Annotated in this window: 16 protein-coding genes; 5 read left to right on the forward strand and 11 right to left on the reverse strand. The window is 42.6% G+C overall.

What is annotated here, in order from left to right; genetic code table 11:
* Positions 1-215: 215 nt before the first annotated feature.
* The 3 genes from ACVBDU_RS03950 to ACVBDU_RS03960 all read right to left on the reverse strand — a co-directional run bounded on the left by ACVBDU_RS03950 (position 216) and on the right by ACVBDU_RS03960 (position 3,320).
* A complete protein-coding gene (locus tag ACVBDU_RS03950) occupies positions 216-1,856 on the reverse strand; it encodes a S41 family peptidase (protein WP_447178482.1) in 1,641 nt (546 codons plus the stop codon).
* 100 nt (positions 1,857-1,956) lie between these two features.
* Positions 1,957-2,370 (reverse strand): hypothetical protein, encoded by a 414-nt coding sequence (locus ACVBDU_RS03955; RefSeq protein ID WP_447178483.1) that lies wholly within the window; start codon positions 2,368-2,370, stop codon positions 1,957-1,959.
* Between the two features lie 140 nt (positions 2,371-2,510).
* Positions 2,511-3,320: a methyltransferase domain-containing protein gene (locus ACVBDU_RS03960; protein ID WP_447178484.1), complete on the reverse strand. Its 810-nt coding sequence runs from the start codon at positions 3,318-3,320 to the stop codon at positions 2,511-2,513.
* Between the two features lie 339 nt (positions 3,321-3,659).
* On the opposite strand from ACVBDU_RS03960, the gene ACVBDU_RS03965 reads away from it, so the two are divergent.
* Entirely contained in the window at positions 3,660-5,510 is a 1,851-nt protein-coding gene (locus ACVBDU_RS03965; RefSeq protein ID WP_447178485.1) for an alpha/beta hydrolase-fold protein, read from the forward strand.
* Between the two features lie 20 nt (positions 5,511-5,530).
* Here ACVBDU_RS03965 and ACVBDU_RS03970 read toward each other — a convergent pair whose 3' ends face one another.
* The gene (locus ACVBDU_RS03970; protein ID WP_447178486.1) at positions 5,531-6,883 is read right to left on the reverse strand and encodes an MFS transporter; all 1,353 of its coding nucleotides are present in this window, start codon (positions 6,881-6,883) and stop codon (positions 5,531-5,533) included.
* 326 nt (positions 6,884-7,209) lie between these two features.
* Here ACVBDU_RS03970 and ACVBDU_RS03975 point away from each other — a divergent pair, with 326 nt between their 5' ends.
* Positions 7,210-8,304 (forward strand): Fic family protein, encoded by a 1,095-nt coding sequence (locus tag ACVBDU_RS03975; RefSeq protein WP_447178487.1) that lies wholly within the window; start codon positions 7,210-7,212, stop codon positions 8,302-8,304.
* Between the two features lie 326 nt (positions 8,305-8,630).
* Here ACVBDU_RS03975 and ACVBDU_RS03980 read toward each other — a convergent pair whose 3' ends face one another.
* The 5 genes from ACVBDU_RS03980 to ACVBDU_RS04000 form a co-directional block, all read right to left on the reverse strand.
* Entirely contained in the window at positions 8,631-9,065 is a 435-nt protein-coding gene (locus ACVBDU_RS03980) for an EthD family reductase (protein ID WP_447178488.1), read from the reverse strand.
* Between the two features lie 225 nt (positions 9,066-9,290).
* On the reverse strand, positions 9,291-10,337 hold the full coding sequence (locus ACVBDU_RS03985; RefSeq protein ID WP_447178489.1) for a hypothetical protein: 1,047 nt from the start codon (positions 10,335-10,337) through the stop codon (positions 9,291-9,293).
* Positions 10,338-10,609: 272 nt separating this feature from the next.
* A complete protein-coding gene (locus ACVBDU_RS03990; protein WP_447178490.1) occupies positions 10,610-11,062 on the reverse strand; it encodes a VOC family protein in 453 nt (150 codons plus the stop codon).
* 104 nt (positions 11,063-11,166) lie between these two features.
* The gene (locus ACVBDU_RS03995) at positions 11,167-12,252 is read right to left on the reverse strand and encodes an NAD(P)-dependent alcohol dehydrogenase (protein WP_447178491.1); all 1,086 of its coding nucleotides are present in this window, start codon (positions 12,250-12,252) and stop codon (positions 11,167-11,169) included.
* 57 nt (positions 12,253-12,309) lie between these two features.
* The gene (locus ACVBDU_RS04000; protein ID WP_447178492.1) at positions 12,310-12,720 is read right to left on the reverse strand and encodes a winged helix-turn-helix transcriptional regulator; all 411 of its coding nucleotides are present in this window, start codon (positions 12,718-12,720) and stop codon (positions 12,310-12,312) included.
* Positions 12,721-12,819: 99 nt separating this feature from the next.
* Between ACVBDU_RS04000 and ACVBDU_RS04005 the strand changes: the two genes are divergently transcribed.
* On the forward strand, positions 12,820-13,626 hold the full coding sequence (locus tag ACVBDU_RS04005) for an SDR family NAD(P)-dependent oxidoreductase (protein WP_447178493.1): 807 nt from the start codon (positions 12,820-12,822) through the stop codon (positions 13,624-13,626).
* A 3-nt stretch (positions 13,627-13,629) separates the two neighbouring features.
* The gene (locus tag ACVBDU_RS04010) at positions 13,630-14,631 is read left to right on the forward strand and encodes an NADP-dependent oxidoreductase (RefSeq protein ID WP_447178494.1); all 1,002 of its coding nucleotides are present in this window, start codon (positions 13,630-13,632) and stop codon (positions 14,629-14,631) included.
* Positions 14,632-14,953: 322 nt separating this feature from the next.
* Here the strand turns inward: ACVBDU_RS04010 and ACVBDU_RS04015 are convergent, their stop codons facing one another.
* Positions 14,954-18,607, reverse strand: a complete 3,654-nt coding sequence (locus ACVBDU_RS04015; protein ID WP_447178495.1) for an amino acid adenylation domain-containing protein — start codon at positions 18,605-18,607, stop codon at positions 14,954-14,956.
* 1,083 nt (positions 18,608-19,690) lie between these two features.
* The gene (locus tag ACVBDU_RS04020; protein WP_447178496.1) at positions 19,691-20,671 is read right to left on the reverse strand and encodes a YihY/virulence factor BrkB family protein; all 981 of its coding nucleotides are present in this window, start codon (positions 20,669-20,671) and stop codon (positions 19,691-19,693) included.
* Positions 20,672-21,262: 591 nt separating this feature from the next.
* On the opposite strand from ACVBDU_RS04020, the gene ACVBDU_RS04025 reads away from it, so the two are divergent.
* Complete coding sequence (locus ACVBDU_RS04025) at positions 21,263-22,273, forward strand: IS110 family RNA-guided transposase (RefSeq protein ID WP_447178497.1); 1,011 nt, start codon at positions 21,263-21,265, stop codon at positions 22,271-22,273.
* Positions 22,274-22,429: the final 156 nt, after the last annotated feature.

The following is a 22,429-nucleotide window of genomic DNA, read 5'->3' on the forward strand; positions in this document are numbered from 1 at the left end:
GAAGGCGATGGAGGTGAACATTTGGGGGTATTTATCTTCTTGTGTTTTTGAAGCTCGTTAACTATACCTGCTTCTTTGGAAGATTCCTTCTATGGAATATAACAGATGCTTTTTTACGATAGTCTCTCTTTTCCGTTATGCTCAAACCGGAACCGGTTGGAGTGGGGGATATGCCCGAAGCATAGTTATGTCGTGTTGGATTTAATCCTTTTTCTTTATTCCTCAACCAGTTCGACTGCTCTCTCCAAAACCTCATCACGTCCTTTTTGCAGGCCTTTTATAGTAGGTGTTACTTCCACATCAATTTTAATTCCTGTGCGTTGGGTGGGCGTTCCGTCCGGGTACAGCACTCCTGCACCTGTAGTATATGTTTTGGTGCCATCGGCTAATTTAATAGTAGTCACATTTCCGTCCGCTCCCGCTGTTTGGCTCCCCACAGTAATGACGTTATTAGCCGTTTGAAATGCCATCACCGTAAATTCAGACCGGCTAAGGGATTCATCATCTACCAAAAGTAACACCTTGCCCTTGAAATAATTTCTGTTTTTTATCCCGGCACGTTCATTTTTAACGAATTTAAATTTGCCCGGACAGGAGATCTGCGGAATGTATATCCTGGCGAAATCCTTTTTTCTTTCGTTCAGATATCTCGATACGACATGGTAGATAAATTGGGGATAATTCCTCAGATCAATGATTATAGCTTTCTTATCCATAAATCTCTCCATGATCTCGGATGCTTCATCCCCGTTTACATGGGCCATATTCATATAACCGATGGAGCTGTTAATCTCTTTCCATTTTGCAGTATCCGGAAGATTAAGGTTCTTATAAAAATCTTTATAGGCATATCTTTTGGCCCGTAAGCGTATGGTATCCCTCTTTCGCAAGATGGTTATATCCGCAATACTGTCTTTTCCTTTTAAAATACGGTAGTAGGCATTTCTTCGTTTAACGTTTGTATTGGAACCGGAAGTATATGGCAATGCTTCGGGCATTTTCTTTTCTACGTCCATACCATTTACCCGTAAAATAATATCCCCCGGTTTAAATCCGCTGGCTTTACCGATCGAATCGTTAAAAAAACCGGAAACCACTGCTTTCCCCTCGATTTCTTTAATTTTCACAGGTAAATAATTGCGGGTTACACCATCAAACATTACCCGGGCGTGGGTGTCATCCATCCTGGCCAAGAGTTCCTGAACGGCCAGGCGGTATGATGCTTGGTTTGACACGTTCCGGAATTTGGGGATCATTTCCAGCAGCACATCATCCCAATGCTGATCGGTGAGGTATTTATACGGGTAAAAGTATTCTATAATATTCCAGTATCGAAACAATACCAGTAGCTTGTATTGTTCCTCTGTATAATCAAAATCCTTGTATTCCGGTTCATTTTGTATTTCAATAGTGTTTCTTTGCCCGATGGCGACGTAATGATGATCTCCCTGAAACCTGTTATTTCGTATAAATTCCAGCTTGCCAGATACCTCCTCGTTAAAATACCGGGGGTCCCGTATCCAGGACAGGTCAAAATTCTTGTCGAACACGTCTTCCTCGGTTGCTTTGCAACGTTTACATTCCCGGATTTCCCCGAGTTCGTTTATCCAACGGAACATTACTTCGGAAAGCTCATCTTTGGTCATCGCTTTTCTTACCCGGGGCAGGAGGCCGAACAATTGCTGGTCCCAATCCAACGCCCCTCCGGCCACATTGGGATGGTAATATTTTAAAAATCCCCAGACCTTTGCGGTTACGAATAGTCTATCTGTTTCAGAGAGTTCTTTTATGCTTTGTGCAGATGCTGGAAAACTCCCGGCTATAGATAACAATAAAATGAATAAGGCTCTTTTCATGTTTTTAAAGATACCGTTATTTTTTATTTTTGACCGCAACGCTTTTTATGACAGAACCTCATTTCCACTATATTCAAACCGGAACCGGGTGAGAAATTTTCTATTTCCGTTCAAATTTTAGAGTAGGCCCGTCCACATAAGAAGTACTTATGGTCATAACGCCATCCGATACATTATAAGCCCATTTGGTGGAGTTGATTTTTACCAACCAGACTTTAGTACCTTCCGGCAATCCGCCGAGATAGTCTTTTTCGAAAGTATATTCATATTCTCCGTTGGCATAACCGGCATTTTCACCACCGGAAACAACTAAAGTTCCGTTGAACCGGAAATTGTACAGAATGTTTTCGTTGGAATAATCTATGGAACTTTCGGAAGAACCACCTCCTTCAGGGCTATAAAATTCAGCCTCTGTGAGCTTCCAGTTTCCTACTATGGAATTTGAATCCTCATCGTTACCGGAACAACTCCAAATAAGAAGTACAATTAAGGTCAGCGTAAGTATCTTTTTCATGGTTTTGATTTAAAATTATTATACCTGTCAAAATTGATTTTGATCCATGTATCGATAGAAATTCCATTTTATCCCGGCTTATGTTCCTTTTATGGAGACCGGATGGAGCGGAGGAAATGTGGTATACAACATATTTGTCCCTACGCTTTGCGTCCGGATGCGATAAATACCTGGAAGGTGGGTAAGAAAAATCCTTGTTTGTCGGCTTCTTCCAGGGCGCTCCACCAGCGATCGACCTCTTGTTGTTTTAATGCCCCTTTCTCTATTGATGTGGCCAGGAGCGGGCTAAAGAAGAGTTTCAGAAACTTATAATCCGTGGTAAAAAGATGGGGTATTACCTTAATATCCTCGAGTTGCCTGGATTTCAGCATAAAGCCCAAATGAGACCCTATCCAGCCGTTACGGATATTATCACTTATATAACGCAGCACCTTCCGGTTGAGTTCCCTGTCGGGGTGGTATATGGCAATAGCATCCGTTTCCATATCGAGGATCGTCACCCGCCCGCCTGGTTTGGTAACCCGAATGATTTCGTCGATAACCTTTCCTGGGTTTTCTACATGTATCAGCACCCTTTCCATACGGCAACTGTTAAAAGATGCATCTTTAAACGGCATTTTATCGGCAGAAGCCGTAACATATTCTACAGGAAGACCTGTACCGCCATGACGGGTACGGGCCATGGCTACCATATTTTCACTGATGTCCACACCGGTAACTTTTCCGGCTTTACCCGTGAGTTCTGCCATGCGCCTGGTATCATCACCGGTTCCGCACCCTACGTCCAGTATTTGGTCTCCCGGGCGAATCTGCATCTGTTCTTCGACAAGGCGCTTCCCTTCTTTTACAGTGGGGTTTTGGTTTACGGTGTCCAGGAATTGAAGGATAAAGTCTATATCGGAAGCTGTATCTACGCTCCGAAATGCGGTAGTAATATCTTTTTTATTCATTGGGGTAGTATTTTACTTTCGTAAGTATACAGAAAACAGATCAAATATGCAAGCGTTATGCCTGGTAATACAGAGCAAACGCATTATATAGGAGAGGAGCGCTAATTGGTAATCCGTAAGCGGTAACCGTGTTACAGTTCGAGGTTGAGAAGTTTGAGCACAAAGCGAGGTGGCTGAGTGTTCCGGGCAATAGCCCGGAATGTATCGAAGCCCCGGGGTGTACAGCACTGATTTCCTAAAACCTTTTGTCCATAACAATAACCATACGTGAGGCGGACGAAAGTATTTATTCGGCAAGCTAATGCATAAATCTCATTCCCAGTTTGTATATTTATTGCTATGAAAAAATCTCTTCTACTCCTGATCATTGTCTTCCTGGGTGTTCCGTTTGCCCGGGCCCAAAAAGGAACCAAAGAACGTTTCAAAATATATAGCACCGCCATTGAAGGCAATCTCATCGGTGATCCTGCCGAGCGTGATATAGCTATTTATTTGCCCCCGTCCTATCAGTCAACTCCCGACGGTCGCTTTCCGGTACTATATATGCTCCATGGATTTACCGACAACTATGCGCAATGGTTCGGGTGGGAAGATCACTGGATCAACCTGAAGGAAGTGATCGACCAATCGCTCGCGGAAGGGCTTGCCAAAGAGATGATCGTAGTGATGCCGAATGCCTATAACCGCTTTAAGGGGAGTATGTATGCTAATTCCGCGACCGTTGGTGACTGGGAAACCTTTGTAACGAAAGAGCTGGTGGAGTATATTGACACCCACTACCGGACATTGGCGGATGTAAAAAGCCGTGGATTGGCAGGGCATTCGATGGGCGGATACGGAACTATTCGCCTCGGGATGAGATATCCGGATGTTTTTTCATCCGTTTACCTGTTGAGCCCATGCTGCATGGAAGGGGAAGTGAACACGAATAAAGAGTTTGCGGATAAAATGGAATCCTTCACGACGTTAGATCAGTTGAAAGACGCTTCCTTCTTTGAAATAGCTACCCTGGCCACTTCTGCCGCTTTTGCCCCCAATCCCGGTAACCCACCATTTTATCTCGACCTGCCTTTTGCCGATGGTGAGGTCCGTGAGGACATCGCCAATAAAATAACTGCTAACCGAACACTTTACACCATTGAGCAATACATCCCCAATTTACGAAAACTGGAGGCTATTGGTATGGATGCCGGGTTGCAGGACCAGGGCATCAGTGCATCTACGAAAAAGTTGCATGAATTACTGGAAACCTATCAGATATCGCACGAATATGAAAGCTATGAAGGCGATCATCTGAATCGTATCGCCGAGCGTATAAGAACAAAGGTACTGCCTTTCTTCTCCGAGCACCTGGTTTTTGAAGGGGGAAAAGAATCCAGGATTATTGAAGACGGGGGCACCGGGGAATATTCTGCCATAATGATGACAGAACCTTCATTGCCCACTCACACCATTTTCAGGCCCGATGATATCGGTGTTTTTGGCAAAGACAACAAACTCCCCATTATAGCCTGGGGCAATGGAGCCTGCTATAATTCGCCCTGGGAGCATGTTAATTTCCTGAATGAGATTGCTTCTCACGGATTCCTGGTTGTTGCCATTGGCACTATGCCCAAAGAAAATGGAGAACAGGTAAAAGACAAGTCAAAATCAGAACAACTGCTCAACGCTATGGACTGGGCCATTGCACAAAACAATGACAGTAAAAGTCCTTATTATAATAAAATAGACATAACAAAAATTGCCGTAAGCGGTATGTCCTGCGGTGGTTTGCAAACCCTGGAGGTCGCAGCTGATCCCAGAATTACTGCAATAGGCGTATTTAATAGCGGGGTATTAAAAAATCGGGGGGATGGTATGCCGGGGATGCCCTCGGTGCATAAAGAGCAACTCCAAAAAATACACACCCCAACACTTTATCTTTTAGGGGGTAAATCGGATATCGCTTATGAAAACGGAATGGACGATTTCAGGCAAATTAACCATGTTCCTGTTTTTATAGGAAACCTGGATGTGGGGCATGGCGGCACGTATAGCGATCCGCACGGTGGCGAATTTGCCAGGGTGGCGACCCACTGGTACAAATGGCAACTAAAGGACGATCGTAAAGCGGGCAAACTATTTACCGGTAGCCCAAGCGGACTTTCCCGATCAAAAGGATGGACTATTGATAAAAAAAATATGCCTTAACCGGAAAACCTGTGTCGTATTCACGTTCTCCTGCCCACCAAAAACAGCGATGCGGCTACCACCGTAGCCCCGATCGTAATACTACCTCCTGTTACCACGACCAACCAAGGGACTTCACGCAGATATTCTGCAAAGATCGAGACCAGGAAGATAAATATCCTTGACAATATAAACGATGCACTCATTACCATGGCTAGGTAACGGGGATTGGTATACCGGGTCAAAACCGAGTAAATAACCGGGGAAATGAGTATTTCCGCTACGCCCCACAAAAATACGGTAGCAACCAGTAATACAATATGTTGTTCCGTAGCAACTGCCGGGATAAAAAAAAGTGGTATAAAAGACAGGGCAACTACGAGGAATCCGGCAGTCAGTTTGAGAAAACGATTTGCATAAAAGAAAGACCAGGTAATGGCGGCAACAATACTGAGGAATACGAGAAAAGCAGAATTAAGGGAGGACAGGAAGTACTGTGAAAAAGGCGAGGTTGCCGTCCGGCCAATTTCATATTGTATGTCAAAGAGACGGGTATTAGCTATTTCGTACACACCCCAGAACAATGCGATAAGGAGAAAAGCCACAAGCACATATAACACGCTTTTACCCGTAGATGTTTCCATGTTGTTATCTTCGGTATTTCCAGGTGGTGTTTCCGGGATGAGCAATGGAAGGGCAACCGAACAAAGCATTAAGATGCCGGCAGCAGCAAAGCCATAACTATAGTTTATATTCCCCAGGTAGCTTATCCAAAACACTCCCAAAGCAGCACCGATGTTTATGCCGGCATATAAGATGGTAAATGCAGCATCCAGCAGTTTTGATTTTGCCTGGTATTGTTTCCCGAGATGAGCTAAGAGGTTAGGCGTATAAAAACCACTACCCAGTACTATAAGAGCAATACCTGTATATAAACCTAAAACAGACGGAATACATAAACAAAAAGCACCCAGGGCATGGATGGCCCCACCTGCAATAAGCGTGTTTTTATTACCGAGAACCAAATCCCCGAAGACAGCCCCCAGTACCTGTGAAATAAGGATACAAAATGCCAGCCATCCGTATATGGTCAGGGCCTGCTGTTGCGGCATGTTTATGGTTTCACTCAGCATATATAATACGAGCAATGCCCGGATCCCATAGAAGGAAGCGCGTTCCAAAGCCCTGGATATGGCGTATATCCATACAGGAGTGCCGAGGCGCAGGTGTGATATTCTTTTCATTTGCAGGGTGTTCCCGGAGAATGTTATGTCTACCGGGGGCACATTGTCGGCCAGCACCGTATCGATACCGTTTCCGTTGAGTTGGGATTCCAACTCCCTGGCTTGTTCCAGGGTAGAGAATTTCCGGAATATGGAATAACGTTCTTTCATCAGGTGGTGGAGTTAACTGTTTGTAAGAAATAACGAGATAAGACACTTTGATTTCCAATTGGTTTTTAAAAATACGGTTTTTTGCGGAAAGTGATAACAGACGAACGTTTGTTTTCTTGCTTTTTCGAAACTTGTTTATTACCCCTGCGTTTTTGTAAGACCTCTTTTGTAGCGCGTTACAAACGTTTTTTACGATAGACCTTCGTTTCTGCCAGGCTCAAACGAAGGTCAGCCGGAGGGCACGATAGTATCATGTGGGCTATAAATTTATTTTTATAGCTCATTTATTTGTATTATATTGAGCTATAAATTTATCTTTATAGCCCATGGCATGGAATTGGCAGTTTAAAAATTGGCCCGCATTCGAGTATTCATCGGAAGCATTGCATGTTTATGAAAAGGAGTTTTTACATAAAGCCGGAGTATTGTCCGGGAGCTTAAAGCATATAAGCGATGAAAACCAGGATGAATTAAAAGTCATATTATTAAGTGACGAGGCTTATAAAACCTCTCAAATAGAAGGAGAACTGCTGGACAGGGATTCGTTACAATCTTCTATTCGAAATCATTTCGGCCTGCAGAATGACAGGCATAAAATTTCACCAGCCGAACAGGGGGTGTCGGAAATGATGATAGACCTATATAAAAACTATAAAACTCCTTTAACACATGAGCAATTATTTACATGGCATAAAATGTTGATGAATGGTCGTCGTGACCTGTTGGATATAGGGAGTTACAGAACTCATGAAGACCCGATGCAAATAGTGTCCGGACCGATGAACCGTCCTTTGGTACATTTTGAAGCACCTCCTTCAAGTATGGTGGAAAAGGAAATGAGCCGGTTTATTGCCTGGTTTAATGAGACCAAAGCAAAAGAAGAACCGGAACCCTTGAAAAAAGCGGGCATTGCTCATTTATATTTTGAAAGCATACACCCCTTTGAAGATGGAAACGGAAGGATTGGTCGTGCACTATCCGAGAAGGTTTTATCGCAATACCTGGAGAGACCAACGCTAATTGCTATTTCCCATACTATCGAGAGCAATAAAAAAATGTATTATAACGCCTTACATCAGAGCAGTAGTGCATTGGAAATTACGGAATGGCTTGAATATTTTTGCGAAATGGTACTCCGGGCCCAGGAGTATACGCAAAAAATGATAGATTTCCTGATAGGCAAAACCAAATACTTTCAAAAGTTCGACAAGGAACTTAATGATCGCCAACGTAAGGTGGTTAACAGAATTTTTCGGGAAGGCATTGAAGGTTTCCAGGGTGGGCTGAGTGCAGATAACTATATAAAGATAACCGGCACAACAGCCTCAACAGCGACCCGTGACTTGCAGAAGATGGTTCGTATCGGGGCTTTTACAAGAACCGGAGCGCGAAAGAGTACCCGTTATTATTTGAATCTTTGATAGTATTTCCGCCAGGCTCAAACAGGGATCAATGGGGCACTTCTATCCCATAAAGAATCCTTGAATGCCTCTCCGAGATGTGCCCATGCTTTACGTGTTTTCTTCCGATAGCGGTGCACATAACCCGATTATCGCAATAGTACTACCAGCCGTCACGGCTTTAAGGCTGCGAAATACCATGTTGCAAACCCCTCAGCGAGGGGCGTTACGTATTGGTCTGTTTTTGATCTAACATAGAAACATAGACTGCAAATTCGGAGACATTCGCAGCGCATGCGATACCTCGTAGAGCAGGATTTTCAAACTTATACTTTTCGGGAGGGGCCTTATTTTATATGACCGGCCTTCCATTGTTTGATTTCACTTATTTGTATTATCGGCTGAATATTTGTGTATTTCGGGATATCGCTGCGAATGGTATCCATATTTTGGGCAATCACTTTATGGTATTCATCCACATCGTGGATGTAAAAATAACCCATAGTGACAAAACTGACTTTATCACCATCTGTCCTGCCCGCTATGCCCTTGTCAATTTCATAAAACTTTAAATTATCACCTAAAAGTCGGGCCATCATAGGCATGTGCTTCTTTTCGTAATAATCCATGTCGAATGTTTTGTTCTCTCCATCCGGATATAGAATGGCTACTTTATAGGTTCCGATTTCCGGGTTGGTAGCATGTTTAACTTCATTCGTTCCGCAGCTTATTAAAGCTATAAAAGGTAAGATGAGCAAGAGGAATTTGATTTTTGTTTTCATAATAAATCGGTTTTGATTGTCGGTTCATGAATATAGATAATTATAATTAACTACATAAAAACTTCTGGGATCGTTTGTCTGATAAAGATATGATTTTCTATTTCCCAGGCTGCGGAGTGGCAGACATTCGTAGCACTTTCAGCACACACTTTGCAAAGCAGGGCGGGTTACACATGCTTGTTATAACAGCCCCCACGCTTCTCCTGTGTCCGAACCAGGGTGAGATTAGCTTTTTAACCGATCAGTATCTTCCGTATACAGGAACCAGGCAGCTTTCCGGATATCCTGTGCGGAAATTCCTTTCCACCTGGAAAGGTCTTTGACAAGGTCTTCCTCAAATATCTTTTTAGATAGGTTGCGGATTATATTATAATTGGCATAAGGATGCGCATTGGAAGGATCGTTCTTGGCGGTCCGGACAAACTTTTCCAGTGTTTCATACAATGTTTCGTTACCGAAATACAGTTCAAGGAGTTTTGCCCTGTATTCCAGTTGATGTGCTTGTAAATTTTTAAACCTTGCCCTGTCTGCAAAGTGCTGAGCTTCGTGTTTCAGAAAGTGGACCAAAAATTTCTCCGAGGTCAGATCGTATCCCTTGGTTACACAATACAAGCCTTCTTCTGTTGCCCAGCCACCGGGATAATAATTGCCCATTCTTACATATTCCAGCCAGCCCAGGGAAACAAAGTCGTCCATGAAGTGAACTGTAACGGTCATGGAGGTATCCATAAGTTCAACGGGATATTCTTCCGGAACTTCCGTATTCCATAACAACAGGTCGTAGAATTTGCCGGTTTTTCCAAAGCCCGTAGCATGGAGTCCTTTAGAATCAATAAATTTTTTAAAAGTATCCTCAAGGTTATCCCTGGTCACGGGTTCTTTAACAAAAGGTTGTTCTTGGTTTAGCGATTTAAAAAAATCGGTGAGGTCGGTTTTAAAAATACTATCACGGCTTATCTCTGGCCGTAGCATGCTTTCCCTCCAGTAAGTTTCAAAAATCCTGTAGAGTAATACAATGTTGTTATCCGTATCTTCGGAAAACGCAACCCTTTCGGTTTTATATTTAAAACGGGATAAAAACCGGTTTTTAAAGGCAATATCCTCTTCTGCAACCGGGTGGAGAGTATCAAAGCAGGCTATTATAGGAGCCACATCGGCCTTTAACCCCATTCCGTAAACCATTTTATAGTCTATACTATCGGTCCGGATTGGTTGTGTATAACAAATGCCTATGACTCCTATTAAAAGGGCTGTCAGAAGTGAATTTTTCATAAGAAAGTGGTTTAAACCCTATGTACGGCGTACTCGCCAAAGATACGGTAGAAATGGAACTCATACCATTTATGCAGGGAATAAAATGGGATTTCCCTTACAATTATCCTTATAGAGATCGTTAATCCAGAGGCATTCGCCTTAAAACACTGGGTAGTGCAGGGTTTTCGACAATAAAAATCAGCAAAAAGGGAACAAACCTTAGCCGTGTCCGGGGTTATTCCCAGGTCTGCCTTTTGTCTGCCTGACCGCTGTTATGTATTGCTTTTTATTCATTCATTACCAATTTCTTCTGCCAGTCCAATGAGAAGCCCTTCGACCCCACGAATGTAACAGAGTCGGTACGTATTCTCATACTCAACCACATCTCCAACGAGTTGGGCACCTTGTTTGGTTAGTTTAGATACCATTTCATCAATATCTTCAACGGTGAACATTATTCGTAAATAACCGAGGGAGTTAACAGGTGCGTTTCTGTGATCTGAAATTGTTGCTGGATTTAAAAATCTTGTAAGTTCAAGCCGATTATGTCCATCGGGCGTAGCCATCATAGCGATTTCTACTTGTTGGGAATCCAGTCCGGTAACCCGACCGGACCATTCTCCTTCGACAGTGGCTCGTCCTTCGAGTTGCAAACCTAGTGCTGTGAAAAACGAAATGGCGTTGTCAAGGGATTCTACAACGATTCCGACATTATGCATTTGCAGTAATTTACTTTTTGCCATAGTTGTATTTGTTAATAATATTCTATTCCGTAAAGTTTCTGTATATGCGTTTTTGATGTTTTAAGTTACACATAACGTTCAGACTATAAAATGTAGGGCGTTCGTTATTTTATTATTTCAACGACAATTTTTCCCCGATGCTTGCCCTCTCCAAAATGTTGAATAAGTTTGGGTATTTCTTCAAAGCCATAGGGTCCATCAATTAATGGCTTAATTTTACCGTTTTCAGCAAGCTGAGTGATATAGGCTAAATTCTTATTTGGTTTAAGATTGAGAACTTTTAACTTCTTATTACTAAAAATGGAAATAAGAGAGCCTAATAAAAATATTTGAAAAAGTCGGTACATAGTACCCCCTACCGTGATGTAAATGCCATTTTTTTGCAGGGATCTGGCATATTTGATTGTTGACCTGTTGGTTTTAGTATCAAGTATGAGGTCATACTTATCGCCGTTTTTTGTGAAGTCCTCTTTTTTATAATCTATAACCGTGTCATACCCCAATGAGCGCATTGTCGTCAATTTCTCCTTACTATCAACACCGCTCACTTTTGTATCGTATAATTTGGCGATTTGAATTCCAAGAGTTCCCACTCCACCGCCAGCACCATTAATTAAGATTTTCTGTCCGGATTTGATTTTCCCCATATCCATAAGTCCTTGCAAGGATAACAATGCAGCGTGTGGTAGAGCCGCTGCTTCGTTAAAAGATAGATTTGAAGGTTTTTTCGATAAGCTATGTTCAGGAACACAAACATATTCGGCAAATCCGCCAAACCCGGACTCCGATAAGTCTGCATAAACTTCATCGCCAGGATTTAACTTTTTTACATTTTCTCCCACAGCTTCAATCTTTCCTGATATATCGACTCCGGGAATTTTGATTTTAGGTTTTTTTAAGCCGTACAATATTCGGATAACGAATGGTTTACCCCTGACCAATCCCCAATCCCAGTCATTTATGGATGCGGAGTGAACCCTTACTAAAACTTCATTGCCTTTAGGAATCGGATTAACCACCTCTTTAAGTTGAAGTACATCGGGTAAACCATATTTTTCGAATACAAAGGCTTTCATTAGATGGATTGAGCTTTGTTGGGTGATAATAATGCACAACGGTTTTTGGCTACAAGAAGTTGGCGATTTCGAAGCACAAAATTGCCTGCCACCACCGAGCTTGATACGAAGCACAAAGCTTCATTTAACCACCGAACCGCCAATTTCTTGTAGCTGCTGCTTTTTTTCTCGTCATTTTGATTTCAGTTCTTTCGTTACTTGTTTTACAAATTTGTCTTTGTCCTTCTTGGCTTCTTTGATTGTTGCTTTAATGTCAGCTGGAATAGTGAAATATTTTTCCGACCAAATGTACACTTCCATAAGTATAGGCAATAAATCTATTCCTTTTGGTGTCAATCGGTACAATTTTTTTGCCTTGCTGTCTGGGTGTGCAGATTTTTCAATGATGCCATTTTCTTCAAGGTCTTTTAGTCTTGTTGCTAAAATATTGGTTGCAATACCTTCTGCTGATTTTAAAAAGTCGTTGTAGGTACACTTATTTCCGAATATTAAGTCTCTGATAATGAGTAATGACCACTTGTCGCCAAATACGTCAAGTGAGCAACTTAATGGGCAGTCTGACCTTTTTTTACTTGTTTTCATAAAATAAATTAGAAAACAACTTGCATTACGAAAGTTGTTTGTATATTTGCACTTGTAATTTGCAAGCGAATTTACAAATAAAAAACGAAGTAAGTAAAAATGAAAAAGAATATTTTAGTAACAGGAGCATCTTCGGGCTTTGGTTTGTTACTCGCAAAAGAGCTACATAAAAGGGGTTACAATGTAATTGGCACAAGCCGCAACCCTGATAAAAATCAGTCTTCATTGCCGTTCAAAATGTTAGCATTGGATATTACTGATGATAAATCAATCAAATCTTTTGGAAAACAACTTTTCACCGAAATAAAACAATTAGATGTTTTGATAAATAATGCAGGATTTTATTTGTCTGGACTTGCCGAAGAAACTACCATAACTCAAGGCAAACAACAATTTGAAACCAACTTTTGGGGAACTGTTATGCTAACCAATGAGTTGTTACCTTATTTTAGAAACCAGCGTTTTGGTAAGATAGTTACAGTAGGTTCAATTATGGGTTTAATCAGTCTTCCGGGCGGGGCGTATTATGCTGCATCCAAGCACGCTTTAGAAGGTTATTTCAAAGCCCTTCGTTTTGAACTGAATGAATTTAATATAAAAGTAAGTATGGTAGAACCAATGTGGTCTAAAACCAATATAGTCACTAACTCGAAAGTTGCAGAAAATAAAATAAGTGATTATGATGAATATCGAACAACACTTGAAGATTATACAAAAGATTTATTTTCAAAATCCGAAGAACCAACTGCCGTTGTTGAAACGCTATTGAAATTGGTTGAAAATGAAAGTCCCAAATTTAATAATCCCGTAGGCAAGGGGTCTTCGTTATTCCCTGCTATACAATATTTTTCATTTAAAACCTTTGAAAATTCCATCATAAAAAATATAAATAAATTTAAAAAATAAGAAATGAAAGCATTTATAATAAACAGATACAGCAAAGCGGATAAACTTCAATTGGTTGAAGTTGCCGAACCAGTTGTTAAGGAAAATGAGCTGTTGGTTCAAGTCCATTCAGCAAGTATCAATCCGTTAGATGTCAAACTGAAAAGTGGTGAATATAAGTTGTTACTTCCATATAAATTTCCGTTGATTTTAGGACACGATGTCGCAGGAATCATTACAAAAGTGGGTTCAAAAGTTAGTCGTTTCAAAGTTGGAGATGAAATTTTTGCCCGTCCTGCCGATTTCAAAATCGGTGCGTTTGCGGAATACATCACTATCAATGAAAACGATGCAGCCTTGAAACCAAAAAACATTTCAATGGAACAGGCGGCTTCCATTCCATTGGTTGCTTTAACGGTTTGGCAAGCTTTCGTTGAAAAAGCAAAACTCAAAAAAGATCAAAAAGTATTTATACAGGCAGGTTCAGGCGGTGTCGGAACGATTGCTATTCAGTTGGCAAAACATTTGGGTGCGACTGTTGCCACAACGGCAAGTGCCGGTAATTTTGATTTGGTGAAAAGTCTTGGTGCCGATATTGTGATTGATTACAAAACACAAGATTTTGAAACGATACTAAAAGATTACGACTTGGTGCTTAACAATCAGGACGAAAAAACGCTTGAGAAATCCATGAAAATATTGAAGTCAGGCGGAAAAGTCGTTTCTATTTCAAGTCCGCCCGATCCTGCTTTCGCAAAAGAAGTAGGGTTGTCGTGGTTTATGAAAACAGCGATTTTCTTTCTGAGTAGGAAAGTAAGAAGTCAAGCAAAAAAACTCGGTGTTGATTATTCGTTTCTTTATATGCAAGCCAACGGAAAGCAGTTGTCTGAAATCGGAAAGCTTATTGAAACAGGTGTCATTCGTCCTGTAGTTGATAAAGTGTTTTCGTTTGAACAAATGAACGAAGCAATGTCCTACGTTTCAAGTGGTCGTGCCAAAGGGAAAGTAATTGTAAAAGTCAAGTAGTTTTGTCGGTTGAGCGGTGTTGTTAAAGTTGCTGCTAAAACATAAATATACACAATTCCTCTTTTTTGTTATCAAAAGGCGTGAATAAAGTGTAGTTGTCATATTTATAGTTGGTTATATGGTTTTTAGTACACGCTTCATTTTATATAGTATTCCTCATTTTGTATATGAAATCCTGTAACACCACAGCGCTCCATAAAAAGCAAAAAATACCAGCGCTGCAAATGTTCCGGACTTTGCGGAGCCTTCAGCGTACACTTTGTAGCGCGGGAATTATTTTAATGCCTTGTATGCTTGCATCGAGGTAGTTTACTTAATCCGTTTAATCACGTTTCTCCGCAACGGCTTGTTGTTTTTCAACCATTCGGGCGATGAGCCAGATAAATGGCTCTACCTGACCGTTTAACACGCAAGTGCCCTCGCTAATACAATGAAGCAGTTCCTGGACGTTTGATGTCTGCAAGGCAGCGACCGCCCGGTTATTTTTAAGAAGCAGGGAACACATTGGAAGATCGGGTATCTCTTCGGTGCCTGGTGTAATATCTCGTTCATGGATTACTATGGTTACCGGCTTTTCATGCTCAGGAATACGGATAGCCACAACAAGGTTCGGAGCCTGGTGAGCGGCTTTTTCGGCTATTGAAGCTTTCAGGTAAGCGGCGAAGTCATTCCTCCACTTCTCCACGTCGGACTGCATGGCAGTCAGCTCTCCGGAGTCAGCAGTCCGGGAACTTGCCAACTGCTGACCCTCATCTACTTCACGTTCTGCTGCGATAAGCGCATCGAGCGTCTTATCGACATCTTCCCGTGTATGAGCAGATGAGCATATAAGCCGGAGACGCCCTCTTCCGCTCTCCACAATAGGGTAGGTCACCGCTGATGTTTGAACGCCACGCTTGTACATGCCCTGCACTATGGCGTATAGCTTATCCTTATCGCTAAAATGGGGTGTAATGATGGGACCGTCCCCCGTACCCAGGTCATAACCTGCTTCGATGAATCGCCGTCGCATATACCTGGTCGTATCCCAAAGTCGCTCCCGCAGTTTGTCGTCTGAACGTAACCGGCGCAAAGCAGTAAGTGCTGCGGCCATATCTGCGGGGCTAACGGAAGCCTGAAAAATATAGGCTCTCGAAGATGATTTCAAAAGATCTATATGTTCCTCCCGTGCAGCAACCACGCCTCCAAGGCTACCGAGTGCTTTACTGAGTGTGGTCATAATGAAATCTACCTCTTCAGTGATACCCTGGGCAGCGCAAATACCTGCGCCACGGTCCCCGTAAAAACCGAATGAATGGGCCTCGTCCACCAGCACAAGCGCATCATATGCTTTTGCGGTACGCACAATTTCCGCAACCGGTGCGGCACCCTCCCCCATACTGTAAACACCTTCAAGAACAACCAGTACGGTACGGTAAGGAGATACTTCCGATTTCAGAACTGCTTCCAGGTCGGAGGAGCTGTTGTGTTGAAATGTTCTGATCGTAGCACCACACAGACGGGCACCGTCAACGATGGATGCGTGGCAGAGCTGGTCAATAACGACTACATCATTTTTACCCAGAAGTCCCGCTACAGCGCCAACATTGGCAGTATAACCCGTAGGGAACAGGCAGGCACCGGGCTTTCCTACCAATTCGGCAAACTCTTTTTCGAATTCTACATGGAGGTCCGTCATCCCGGAAGCCGCTGCAGAGGTTCCCATTCCGCTCCCGAATTGTTGCAAGGCTTTAGAGGCTTCCTCGATCACTTCTTTATCACGGTTCAAACCGAGGTACAGGTTGGTCGTCCATATAATGGCTTCCTGTTCTTCATCATGGTACACGTCGGTTACGGTACCTTTGGTAGCGCTCCCTGTACGGAGTACCTTACTGTACGGATTTCTATCAAGGCTGTTCACCATACGCAGCACTTCCTGCACAAGTTTACTCTTGTCATTAGCGGACCAGGAGGGTGCTTTTGCAGCCTGAAACGTAGGGTGGCTGGAACGGATACGTTCCTGAAAAGTCCCGAGCGTATCCGATGCTACTTTACATGCATTTTCCCCTGGCGTATTACCTGTGCCACTGTCTGTCAGTTCCAGAATATGATTGGTCAGCGCTACAGGAGTGGAATACTCCATAGCAACGGTTCCGGAAAGCCTTAGCCCAAATATTTTTGAAAGCCGCACACTCAGCTCCAGGCTGGACAGTGAGTCAAGCCCCAGGTTATCGAATGAATCGTCCGGCAGTATTTGTTCGGAATCATTAAGATTCAGAAGAGCAAAAACCTCTTTCTGAATTACCGACAGTATGGCTACCTGCCGGCCGGTGCCGTGACCTGCCGGGTTTTGTGCCTGTCCGTTAGTGTGAAGCTCAGACCCGGAGTTTACATCAGTCGCCTGTTTTTCCTGTTCGGACTGACCGGGCCCTTTCAGGGACTTTAGCTTATTGCGGTCGAGCTTTCCGTTGGGTAAAAGAGGCAGTTCCTTAAGGGGTATCACGACTTGAGGAACCATATACTTTGGCATCCTTTGTGCTAAATATGCCTTTGCGTTCTCAGCTGTTACGGCTTCATGCGGACTCACTATATATGCTACAAGCATTTTCTGTCCTATACCACCATCTACGGCAGCCGCCGCTGCAGTGGTAATCCCGGGCATGGATTCCAGTGCCGCTTCAATCTCTTCTAATTCGATCCGGAAGCCCCTGACCTTGACCTGTTGGTCTACGCGGCCTAAAAATTCGATTTCTCCGTTTTCATTTCTTCGGCAAAGATCACCTGTTCTATACAGCCGCACCTCGGGGATAGCGCTGGTAGGTTTCATCGTTATAAATCGCTCTGCGGTACGCGCTTCGTCATACAAGTACCCACGTGCAAGCTTGTTTCCTGCCAGAAACAGTTCGCCCTCCATACCATCGGGCACCGGGTTCCTATCATCGTCTAGTATATAAGAACGGGAGTTTTCCACAGATTTCCCGATAGGAATGTTTTGCGTGTCGTTAAAGATCTCAACCGCCGTCGAGAAAACGGTATCTTCGGTGGGGCCATATGCGTTGAACACCCGGGCCCCTGTGTTCAGGGCAAACAGTTTTTCTACCAGTGGTTGCTTAAGCGCTTCACTGCCAAAAACGATGGAGCGGATGCCGTGAGGTATCCATCCGGAAGACAGTAACGCCTGTATTGCAGATGGAACTACAACACAACTTTTTACCAGGTTCGCCGAAGATAAGGCCGGCAAGTCGAGCATGTTTTTTGCAAGCACCACGGTTCCTCCCAGTGCTAAAGTTCCCAGGATTTCCATGACCGAGGGGTCAAAACAGACGGAGGTGGCGGCCAGCATGCCCTCCAGATCTTTGGCATCTAATAAATTACTCATTGCCTGGGTCATGGCAACCACATTCCGATGCTCGACAGCGACTCCTTTTGGTAGTCCTGTGGAGCCGGAGGTATAGATTACATAAGCGAGATCGTTCGCGGCCGGCCCGGCCGGTTGGGCTGCTGTTTGTGGCTTCACCTTATTAAGCCATATCAGCTCCTGTACGCCTTTACAAAGTTCCGCGCAGTTCTCATCGTCCACAATAGCAGCCATCGCACGGGAATGTTCCAGCATGTAGCGTACCCGTTCCCGTGGATAGGCGGGATCGAGCGGCACATAGGCGCAGCCCGCCCGTAATACACCCAGCAAAGTCGCAACCAGTTCCCAGTTGCGGTGCATACATACACCGACGAGCGATCCTGCCGGGACGTTGCGTGCCATCAGTTCTCCGGCGATGGCGTTCGCCCGGTCCGTCAGGTGCCTGAAGTTTACCGTGAGTTTTCCATCGATAATCGCCGTTCGCTCCGGGTACGCCTGTGCTTTCTGTGCGATCAGCCCGGAGATGGTTTCCGTTGCGTTATCGTGCTGTTGTTCGTTTGGCAATCGTTCTGGCCGCAGTTGCGTTTGGGTATTTTGCCGATCGCTGCTGCCGATATTTTCATTACATTTTTTTTCCATAAGTAGGTATAAGTATTTAGGAATCAATCCGGTTATTTTTTTCCGCATCTTTTACACTGGCTTAAGCCAGCATACTAGTCGATTTTTAGCAATTTCTATTATAGAGAACCTGAATTAAACTTTTACTTTATTCAATTATTAAGTTTATGCGTGATGCCTGAATAACTTAATTGAGTTATACATTGAATTTCTCTACAATACTTTGTGCAACCCTGCCTATGCCGGCAGGCAGGTCTTTGCCTACTTTGTGAAATCTCTGTGATAAAATAAGACCCGTGACAGGGAAAACCACAAAGGGCTCAAAGTTTTTCACAAAGCCCACAAAGTCAGGTTTTTTTGAAATGTCTATTCATTTTATAAGCATACAAATATTTAACTCTTTGTTTATGAGATTAATACAAATAGCATCTATGTGTATAATTCAATAACTTAATATACTAATAACCAGTAACTAAAGAGCAATTTTATTGCTACTCCCTAACCTCCGGACTTGCCGTCATCGGTTAATAAATCGGCAAAAAACCGAGTCAACTTAGCTATATATCTTTCCTTTTGTGTCGTAAATGCAAGGTAGTTAATTTTTTCAACCTTATGCTAAAGGGTTATTCTTAGTTCGTTGATATTTCCGGTACAAACTTTTCCATCTGGCTGATGAGGTGTTTTCAACCAGCAATTATTCAAAAATTTTTAGCTACTACGGCATGGACGTGTAACGGGCTGCGAATCCGGAGATATTTGCAGTGCCTTCGGCGTACACTTAGTGGAACGGGTAAGTTGATGGTAAGTTTTGGTTAAAAATTTCAAGATTTAGCTTTAATTATTTTTAATGCGAATTAAGGGTTAGACTAAAACAAACTAAACTTCACCCGAAGGGGAAAGTGTAATTTGTGACTTAGCGCCTTCAGCGTATACTTTGTAAAGCGGGCGTTTTTTTGGTGTCCCACTGGGCGTGAGCTTTGGAGTATATAGGTAAATGTACGGGTTAGTCTCATGGCCCAGGCTTTCAAAACCCTCCCATTCATAGCCAGGACAGAGATGGCTGAGTGCCCCGGCTCCGCCGGGGTGTATCGAAGCCACCGACTTTCACTCCTCCGTAATTCCCAGGTTAGAACGCAATCTTTCCAGTATTCTTTCTTCTTCTTCGGGGGTCAGGTGGCGGGAACTCAATTTTTTAATTTCCCTGTAAATGGCGGGTTCGGCAAATTTGGTGGGTACGACATGTTCGTTTTTATATTCGGCATATTGTACGGTGAATTCCGCCCCGAAGAACAGGATAAGGCAGATATAATTCACCCAGAGCAGGATAATCACCACAGAACCTGCCGCTCCGTATACCGAAGCCGGTTCGCTCTGTCCGAAATAAAAACCGATCAGGAATTCACCGATTAAAAATAGAACCGTGGTAAGTACCGCACCGGTGAATGTCGTTTTCCACCGGACCCTGATATCCGGCAGAAGTTTGAACAAGGCAGCAAAAAGAATGGTGATGATCAGGAAGGAAATGCCGAAATTCAACATATCTACCAGGGTTGTGGTAAGACTTTTTGAAATTTGTTCGATATGTTCCTTTAATACATTGAGCAAAGCAGAAATAACCAAAGAAATAAGCAACAAAAAACCGATGACCAGTACCATGCCAAAGGAGATCAGCCGGTCTATGATCATTTTCCAGAAATTTGTCCTTTTCGCAGTCACGCTCCAAATGGTATTCATGGTTTTTTTCAACTGGAAAAATACCCCGGTAGCCGCAAAAAGTACCATGCCGATACTGATGAGGATGGCCAGTACAGAACCATCAGAAGAAGAAACATTGACGATCATGCTCTCCACCGCCTTTGCGGAATCGCGCCCTATGAAGTCACCTATCTGTGCGGTGATCCTGCCCTGCACCGCCTCCCGCTCAAAAAACGAACTGGCTATGGTCATAACAATGATCAATAATGAAGGCAGTGAGAAAAGGGTGTAATACGCTATGGTCGCCCCTTTGGGAAAAGGATCATTCCTGTTCCACCGGACAAATGACTTTTTTAGAAGTATAAAAAATGTTTTTAAGAATTTTAGCATAAGGGGTATTTTTTAGCTTGTTGAAAAATCGGTAAAATAAGTTCTTCATCTTAAAAATAAGGCTTTTCTGCTTTTTTACCTTTAAAAAAACTTAAAGATTCCGCCAGGAAGTAAATCGCGGCGTTTTAAAGATCCTTTAAGCAGAAAATCATTTTGACACCGGGACTAAAGGGAGTGGAATTGGGTTACTGAGTTTATGAGTGTTGCCTAAATAACCTAATAACTCAGTAACCAAATAACCCCAAAGCCCCCAACTCCAATGAGGGCCGGGGCCAAGGACGGAGGGGCAGACACTACCAGCCCGAAATTCCGTTACCCCGGCCTCGTATGTTTGTTCTTAAATATTTTTATAGAATAGGTTTTAAAAAATATGAGATTTATGGTTATTTGAAAACTTAAATACAAGGAAGAAACAGGTAATAGCATCCCTGCCCAGATAACTTTTATAAGTATATCGCCCTTTAGATCTTGCACCTGTTTCTTTTCTTCTTATAGTCTGAATAGTATCTAGGAAATTGGCCATATTGCCTGTATTCCGTATAAAAACGAGGAAAGACAAAGAGAAGAAGTCCTTTATTGATTTAAATAACTATGAGAAAAATATGTGCTGGAATCGATATCTCCATGGATGATTTTCATGGATGTATAAAAATCCGATTAGAAGATGGTTCTGTGAAAATTAAAGGGACGCGATCTTTTAAAAATAACAGGAAAGGACATGAAGAGTTCTTGGAATGGGTTTTAAAAACAAAGGGACCTGGCCATAGTTGCCCCATAAGGTTTGTCATGGAAGCAACCGGTGTTTATTATGAAGACTTAGCCTATTTCCTTTATAAAAAGGATCAGGAAGTATCTGTTGTATTGGCCAATAAAATAAAGAACTATATAAAAAGTCTTCATATAAAGACAAAAACAGACTCCATGGATTCCAAACATATAGCCGGATATGGAATAGAAAGAGTATTAGATCGTTGGCACCCCATGTCTCCCATGTATAAAAAGTTAAGAGACCTTTGCAGGGAGTTACTCTCCTTTAAAAAAGAGCTTCAACGATCGAAGTGCCAATTACACGCCATGTATAAGTCGCATGAGAAGCTCGAAAGCATTATAGGGTTAAAGATCGAACAAATGGAATTTTATGAAAAAGCTATTCAAACCATCAAAAAAGAAATCAAAAACACGGTGGACCAGGATAAGGAATTAAAGAAAAAAATTGAGAAAGTAGAGACAGCTCCTGGTTTGGGTTTTGAAACCATTGTAATTTTAATCGCTGAAACTAATGGGTTTGCATTAATCCAAAACATTCGCCAGTTAATAAGCTATGCAGGACTTGATGTTACATTACATGAATCCGGAAAATACAAAGGGAAATCCCGAATATCAAAACACGGCAATTCGAGAATACGACAGACTTTATATATGCCTTCTATGACAGCGACAAGAGTTAATGAATCGATTAGAAATTTATATGAAAGAGTTTGCGAAAGAAATCCAGCAATAAAACGTAAAGGGATTGTGGCAGGAATGCGTAAATTATTGATTCTTGCTTATACCCTTTGGAAAAAAGAGCAAGAATACGATAAAGATTATCAATGGAGGTAATTAGTCCATAAAATAAAAAAAGCGGAGCATTACACTCCGCGCTAGATAGACTTCAAATCCACAATTGGAAAAAAGTCTTCTTTGTAGGATGGTAAAAGTAAAATAAAATCAAGATAACGACAAATTCATTAGGTTTTTACCATAGTATCTAAAGGG

Source organism: Sinomicrobium endophyticum, assembly GCF_052983315.1.